The organism is Succinatimonas hippei YIT 12066 (genome assembly GCF_000188195.1).
Classification (GTDB): Bacteria; Pseudomonadota; Gammaproteobacteria; order Enterobacterales; family Succinivibrionaceae; genus Succinatimonas; species Succinatimonas hippei.
Genome location: NZ_GL831069.1, coordinates 1 through 6,293 on the forward strand (window position 1 = coordinate 1; position 6,293 = coordinate 6,293).

Sequence of the window (6,293 nt, forward strand, 5' to 3'; positions counted from 1 at the left end):
AGAGCTTGAACACTACTTTAAAGATTATCTTGAAAATGCAGTAACGGAGCTTAATCAGGATTTAGGTGAAGATAAATATACCTATGATTCATTAATTGCTGCGCTTAAATTAAATTATGACGGTTATTCCTTTGACCGCAGATGCAGACACCACGTCTATAATCCGTGGTCGATATTAAACTTTTTAAAAAAGCCGCAGGAAGGTTTTTTGCCGTATTGGCTTGACACGGGAGGGGCCAAGCCGTCACTTTTAGTAAATTATTTAAATACTTTTATTGATAAAAAAGTAAAGAAGACCGAGCTTGTAGACTATTTAAATCTTGAGTTTGTTAAAAGAACCAATACTGCAGCTTTGTCTCCTACGTTAACCGATATTGAAGATGAGAATTTCCCGTTCTTTGCTATTTTGTATCAGGCGGGATATTTTACGATTAAAAAAACCGAGCCTGACTTTTTATTCGTAGGTCTTCCCAATCAGGAAGTAAAAAAGGCTTTTGCCGAATTGGTAATAGAGAAGCTTACCAATAAAGATGCTATTGCCGTTAATGATGTTTATAAAGATAAAATCTCTGCAGCTTTAAACAATAAAGACTATACAGCCTTAAAGGAAGAATTCAACAAAATCTTAAACGAGTTTTCCTATGAAAGTGTAGTAAGTTTTAAAGAATACGCATTTCGGGACGTATATAAGGTGATGCTGCAGATACTGGGGTATAACACCTATACGGAGTATCAGACGGCTTTAGGCAGAAGCGACTTATGTTTTGAGGATGAGGACAGGCTTTATATCTGTGAATTTAAGGTCATAGGCAAGGCTGACAGCGTAAAAGATAAGCTTGAGGAAGCCAAAGCGCAAATTAAGGAAAAGAGGTACGGCATAAGACTTACCGATAAGGAAGTAATAACACTTGCAATTGTCATCGTTAATGAAAACGCAAGCGACAAGCAGAAGCCGATGCGGGAAGTAGCAGCCGTAAAACAAGTTAACTGATGAATTTTTAGATTGTAGATCTAAATTTTGTGTAGTAGTTTCAAAAAATGTATTTTTTGGGCGCAAATTAAGCTTTTTTGTATATTTCTTAGCTTTTCCCTAGATATAATCAAAGAATAGGATTTAAAGGGTAGTGCTATGGAATATAACTTTGTTCGTAAGGTAAAAGAAAAAGATCCTGTTTTAGCAATTTGTTACGATTTTGATAAAACTTTGTCACCTGATGATATGCAGGCTCAGGGTTACATTCAGGCGATGGGCAGTAATGTTGAAGACTTTTGGCAAGTGTCTAATGATTTGGCGATGAAAAACGGGATGGACGCAAACCTTGCATATATGTATTTAATGTTAAATCGTGCTTACGGCAAGCAATATATTACAAGAGAAGTTCTTGAAGAGTACGGTTCGCAGGTAAGATTATTTAATGGTGTGGAAACATGGTTTGACAGAATAAACGAATACGGAAAGGCTCACGGAGTAATCGTTGAACATTATATTATTTCATCCGGATTAAAAGAAATGATTGAGGGGACATCGATAGCAAAGCGCGGAGTGTTTTCTGGAGTATACGCAAGTTCATTTTTATATGACAAAAGCGGAGTTGCCGTATGGCCTGCACAAGCCGTCAACTATACCAATAAAACCCAATTTTTGTTTCGCATAGAAAAGGGCATGCTTGATGTTAACGATCAGGGGATAAATGATTATTTCCCGGTTTCGGAATTTCGAGTTCCGTTTAGAAATATAGTTTATATAGGTGACAGTGCAACAGATATTCCCTGCATGAAACTAGTTAATGTATACGGTGGACACGCTATTGGTGTTTATAATCCTGCTAACAATAATCGTGCTAAGGTATATCGCATGCTTAAGGATAATCGCATCAGATTTTTTGCTGCAGCCGATTATTCAGAGGGTAAAGAACTTGATCTGCTTATAAAGAGTATTATTGATAAAACTATTTCTTATGAGAAACTTGAAAATATTCATCTTGTAAATGAAAAAGAAGCGTTTAGTTCTTAAAAAATTCATTTGTTTTGGCTTTGGTACTTGAAAGAAAAAACTCCTTCTTTTAACATTTTAAAAAATTTTGTGAGTTCGGAGTTCTCAATGGCTACTATCCGTTTAGCAACAGCTGATGATGCTGCCGCTTTGATTGAAATCAGCAAACAGTATATCGATACGCCGATTACTTTGGCATATGAAGTACCTTCTTTGGCTGAGAGTATTGCAAAAATCGATGCGATTTCACGTTCTTATCCTTTTTTAGTTGTTGAAGATAACAAAAATGTTGTCGGTTTTGCTTATGCTCATCGTAATCTTGAGCAGCCGGCAATGTCATGGAATGCTGAGCTTCGCGCTTTTATTGATTTAAGTCAGCGCGGACACGGTTACGGTTTTGTCATGATGGAAGTTTTAATTGATATTTTAAGACTTCAAGGCGTATATAATGTGTACTCTTCTGTTACCGAAGGTAATCCTCGCAGCGAGTCTTTGCATCGCAAACTCGGTTTTGATAAAACCGGCGTTATGCACAAAACCGGATATAAAAACGGACGTTGGCTTGATGTTCATTTGCTTGAACGTCGTATTCTTGAAGTAGACGGGGAGCCTTCTCCTTTTATTCCGTTACGCCGAATCGATCATGAAAAAGTTCAGGAAATTATCAATGCCGCAAATCAGCGTTTAGCTGCGCGTGCTTAATTTTGTTTTCTGCTGCTTGGTTTTAACTTAATGTATTAACTGTTCGGAGATTTTTAACACATGTTCAATATGGGAAACATGATGAAGCAGGCTCAGATGCTTCAGGAACGTCTTAAAAAAGCCCAGGAAGAAATTGCAGCTTTAGAGGTCACAGGCGAGGCCGGAGCCGGACTGGTTAAAGTAACCGTTAACGGCTCTCATCAAGTTCGTCGTGTTGAGATTGACGATTCCGTTTTTAGTGACGACAAGGAAATTTGTGAAGATTTAATTGCTGCTGCTTTTAATGATGCAGCCCGTCGTCTTGAAGATGCAACTAAAGAAAAAATGCAGGCTGTAACCGGCGGCATGCAGCTTCCTCCCGGCATGAAGATGCCTTTTTAATCAGATAAGGAAGTTTTTATGAGCGCGTCACCGCTTCTTGAAAAATTAATAAAATCTCTGCAGATTATGCCGGGGATCGGTCCGCGCTCAGCTGTACGTATCGCTTATCACCTTTTGGATAGAAGAAGAGAAGAATCCGTACAGCTTGCTGATACTTTAAAAGAAGCAGTGGAAAAAATCGGTTTATGTTCTCATTGCCGCGATTATTCAGAAGAAGAAGTTTGTCCTATCTGCGCAAGTTTTAAGCGTAAGCAGTCAGGTCAGTTATGCGTAGTTGAAACTCCTTCCGATTTGCTTGCGGTCGAGTCGTCAGGTAATTATTTCGGACAATATTTTGTGCTGCACGGACATTTATCGCCAATTGACGGAGTCGGTCCTACAGAGCTTGGTATTGATATTCTGATTAAAAGGCTTTCCGCAGGTGAGGTTAAAGAGCTTATTTTAGCTACCAATCCTACAGTTGAAGGTGATGCTACTGCTTCATACATTGCCGCTCTTGCAAAACGCTATAACATTTCTGTAAGCAAGCTTGCAAGCGGTGTACCTTTGGGCGGCGATCTCGACAATATTGACGAACAGACTATTGCCGCATCTCTTGCTCACCGCCGACCTTACTGATTTTTTTGTAATCTTCTTGAATTTTTTATCACCAATCCCCATATAGCTCTTTGTGTACGAATTTACTTCGTATTTATGAGTTGAAGGAGATTAGTTACAAAATGTCTGCACAGGTTCATGGCTTTCAGACCGAAGTTAATAAGCTTTTAAAATTATTAGCCAATTCTTTGTATTCAAATAAAGAAGTTTTTATTCGTGAGCTTATTTCAAACGCATCCGATGCAATTGATAAATTACATTTTTTAGCCTTAACCGATCCTGAGTTGACCAAGGATGATCCGGTTTTAAGAATTCGTATTCGTGCTGATAAAGATACCAATACTTTAACAATTTCTGATAATGGTTTAGGTATGACCATGCAGGAAGCCTGTGATAATTTAGGTACTATCGCCAAATCCGGTACCGAGGCTTTTATTGCCGGTATGTCTGATGATGCCGTTAAAAATTCACAGCTTATAGGTCAATTCGGTGTAGGTTTCTACTCCGCTTTTATAGTTGCTGACAAGGTAACTGTTTTAACTCGCTCAGCAAAAGTCGGTGCCGAAGAGGGGGTTCGTTGGGAGTCAACCGGCGAGGGTACATATACCAGTGAGACAATAAAACGCGATCAGCGCGGAACTGATGTTATTTTACATTTAAAGGATGATGCCAAAGATTTCCTTGATACTTGGACTTTGCGTCAGGCAATTACCAAGTATTCCGATCATATTTCAACTCCTGTAGAGCTTTATGAAGAAAAGTTTGAAGCTCCGAAAGAGGGTGAAGAAAACAAGGATGAAAAGAAAGAAAAGGTCTTTGAGTATGTTCAAGTAAACAATGCTCAGGCTTTGTGGACTCGTCCTGCAAAAGAGATTAAGGACGAAGAGTACAAGAGTTTCTATCAGCACTTATGTCAGGATTATCAGGATCCTATGACGTGGTCTCATAACCGCGTCGAGGGAGAGCTTGAATATACTTCTTTACTGTTTATCCCGCAAGTTGCTCCATGGGATTTGTTCAACCGCGATAATAAGCACGGTTTGAAGTTGTTTGTTCAGCGTGTCTTTATTATGGATGATGCTGAGCAATTCTTGCCTAACTACCTGCGTTTTGTTAAAGGTTTAGTGGATACCAATTCTTTACCGCTTAACGTATCACGTGAACTCTTGCAGGAAAGCTCTGTTACCCGTAAGCTTAAGAAAGCTTTGACCAAACGTGCTCTGTCCATGATTGAAAAGCTTTCTGCTGATAAAGAGAAATACGCAAAATTCATCGCACAGTTTGGCAATGTCTTAAAAGAAGGTCCGGTTGAGGATTACTCTAATCGTGAGGCTGTCCTAAAACTGTTACGCTTTGCTTCAACCCATAATGACAACAGCGTTCAGGATGTAAGCCTTGCCGATTATATATCCCGTATGCCTAAAGAGCAGAGCAAGATTTACTATCTGACCGCTGAAAGCTATCAGGCAGCTTCATCTTCACCTTATCTTGAAACTTTTAAGAAGAAAGGTATTGAAGTATTACTCATGTGGGATCGCATTGACGAGTGGCTCATGGGTAATGTAACCGAGTTTGACGGTAAGGAATTTGTGGCTGTTACCGCTTCTGATTTGAAGCTTGGTGATTTGGCTGACAAAGAAGAGGAAAAGCGCACCCAAGAAGCTGAAAAAGAGCATAAGGATATTATTGAGAGAATTAAGAAAGTCTTAGGTGATAAGGTTTCTGACGTAAAAGTTTCTTCACGTTTGGTTGATTCACCCAGCTGCGTAGTCGGAGAGCAGGGACATATGCTTACAGCCCAGATGAGACGTCTGCTTGAAGCTACCGGACAGCAGATCCCTGAAGAGAAATATATTCTTGAAATAAATCCTACTCATCCGTTGATTGTAAAAGCGGCCGAGGAAATTGACGAAAGCTGTTTTGCCAAGTGGGCAGAGTTAATTTACGCTCAAGCTTTGCTTGCCGATCAGGGAGCCTTAAAGGATCCTAGTGCATTTGTTAAATGCATGAATGAACTGCTTATTGGTTAAACGTAATTAATAAGTAAGAATATAACCCGATAGGTATTTGCTTATCGGGTTTTATTTTTTTTATCCAAAAAGATGTTTAAAATGGCTTATGCTTTTTTGCTTTTAATGATGATATTGTTTGCAAAGCTACAGATAAAATAATGAGAATAAGGCCTATGTAAAAAGAAAAATTAAGCTCTTGTCCTTCTTTAAATATGATCATGGCAAGGATGATTGAATAAATCGGCTCAAGGTTGTAACTTAAATTAACGGTAAATGCAGAAATTACTTTTACAACACTTATTTGCAGCAGATAAAGACCTATAGTGCAGACTGAAGATAATAAAAGAAGATATACATAATCGCTTGGTGTGCCGATTAACTTATCAAAAGAAAAAATGTTGACGTAAAACGGTGTGCAGAAAATAAAAAAGATTGAAGACCCTAGCATTTCATATAAAAGTAAAGTTTTTACATCATAATTTATTACAAACTTTTTATTTAAAATCGTATATGTTGAAGCAAGAAAAGCACTGATAAATCCGATAGTGATTCCAAGACGATATTGACTGTCGAATTATGGCAAAACGATCAAACTGATGGAGTTCACA

At 38.5% G+C, this 6,293-nt stretch carries 7 protein-coding genes; 6 read left to right on the forward strand and 1 reads right to left on the reverse strand.

What is annotated here, in order from left to right; all coding sequences use genetic code 11:
* The 6 genes from HMPREF9444_RS09485 to htpG form a co-directional block, all read left to right on the forward strand.
* The coding region (locus tag HMPREF9444_RS09485; RefSeq protein ID WP_009144220.1) for a PD-(D/E)XK nuclease domain-containing protein at positions 1 to 991 on the forward strand (991 nt) is incomplete at its 5' end.
* Between the two features lie 138 nt (positions 992 to 1,129).
* Entirely contained in the window at positions 1,130 to 2,014 is an 885-nt protein-coding gene (locus HMPREF9444_RS09490) for an HAD family hydrolase (protein ID WP_009144221.1), read from the forward strand.
* Positions 2,015 to 2,101: 87 nt separating this feature from the next.
* Entirely contained in the window at positions 2,102 to 2,695 is a 594-nt protein-coding gene (locus HMPREF9444_RS09495) for a GNAT family N-acetyltransferase (protein WP_009144222.1), read from the forward strand.
* 60 nt (positions 2,696 to 2,755) lie between these two features.
* A complete protein-coding gene (locus HMPREF9444_RS09500) occupies positions 2,756 to 3,076 on the forward strand; it encodes a YbaB/EbfC family nucleoid-associated protein (RefSeq protein ID WP_009144223.1) in 321 nt (106 codons plus the stop codon).
* An 18-nt stretch (positions 3,077 to 3,094) separates the two neighbouring features.
* Positions 3,095 to 3,694, forward strand: coding sequence for a recombination mediator RecR (gene recR / locus HMPREF9444_RS09505; RefSeq protein ID WP_009144224.1), 600 nt, complete (start codon positions 3,095 to 3,097; stop codon positions 3,692 to 3,694).
* A gap of 89 nt (positions 3,695 to 3,783) precedes the next feature.
* Positions 3,784 to 5,703 carry a molecular chaperone HtpG gene (htpG, locus tag HMPREF9444_RS09510; protein WP_187363666.1) on the forward strand — a complete coding sequence of 640 codons (1,920 nt, stop codon included), beginning with the start codon at positions 3,784 to 3,786 and terminating at the stop codon, positions 5,701 to 5,703.
* A 76-nt stretch (positions 5,704 to 5,779) separates the two neighbouring features.
* Here htpG and HMPREF9444_RS09515 read toward each other — a convergent pair whose 3' ends face one another.
* Positions 5,780 to 6,235 carry a DMT family transporter gene (locus HMPREF9444_RS09515; protein WP_320410106.1) on the reverse strand — a complete coding sequence of 152 codons (456 nt, stop codon included), beginning with the start codon at positions 6,233 to 6,235 and terminating at the stop codon, positions 5,780 to 5,782.
* Between the last annotated feature and the right edge of the window lie 58 nt (positions 6,236 to 6,293).

Coding starts and splice junctions, on each gene's coding strand:
- HMPREF9444_RS09490 (WP_009144221.1), top strand. CDS start 1,130: ATGGAATATAACTTTGTTCGTAAGGTAAAAGAAAAAGATCCTGTTTTA.
- HMPREF9444_RS09495 (WP_009144222.1), top strand. CDS start 2,102: ATGGCTACTATCCGTTTAGCAACAGCTGATGATGCTGCCGCTTTGATT.
- HMPREF9444_RS09500 (WP_009144223.1), top strand. CDS start 2,756: ATGTTCAATATGGGAAACATGATGAAGCAGGCTCAGATGCTTCAGGAA.
- recR (WP_009144224.1), top strand. CDS start 3,095: ATGAGCGCGTCACCGCTTCTTGAAAAATTAATAAAATCTCTGCAGATT.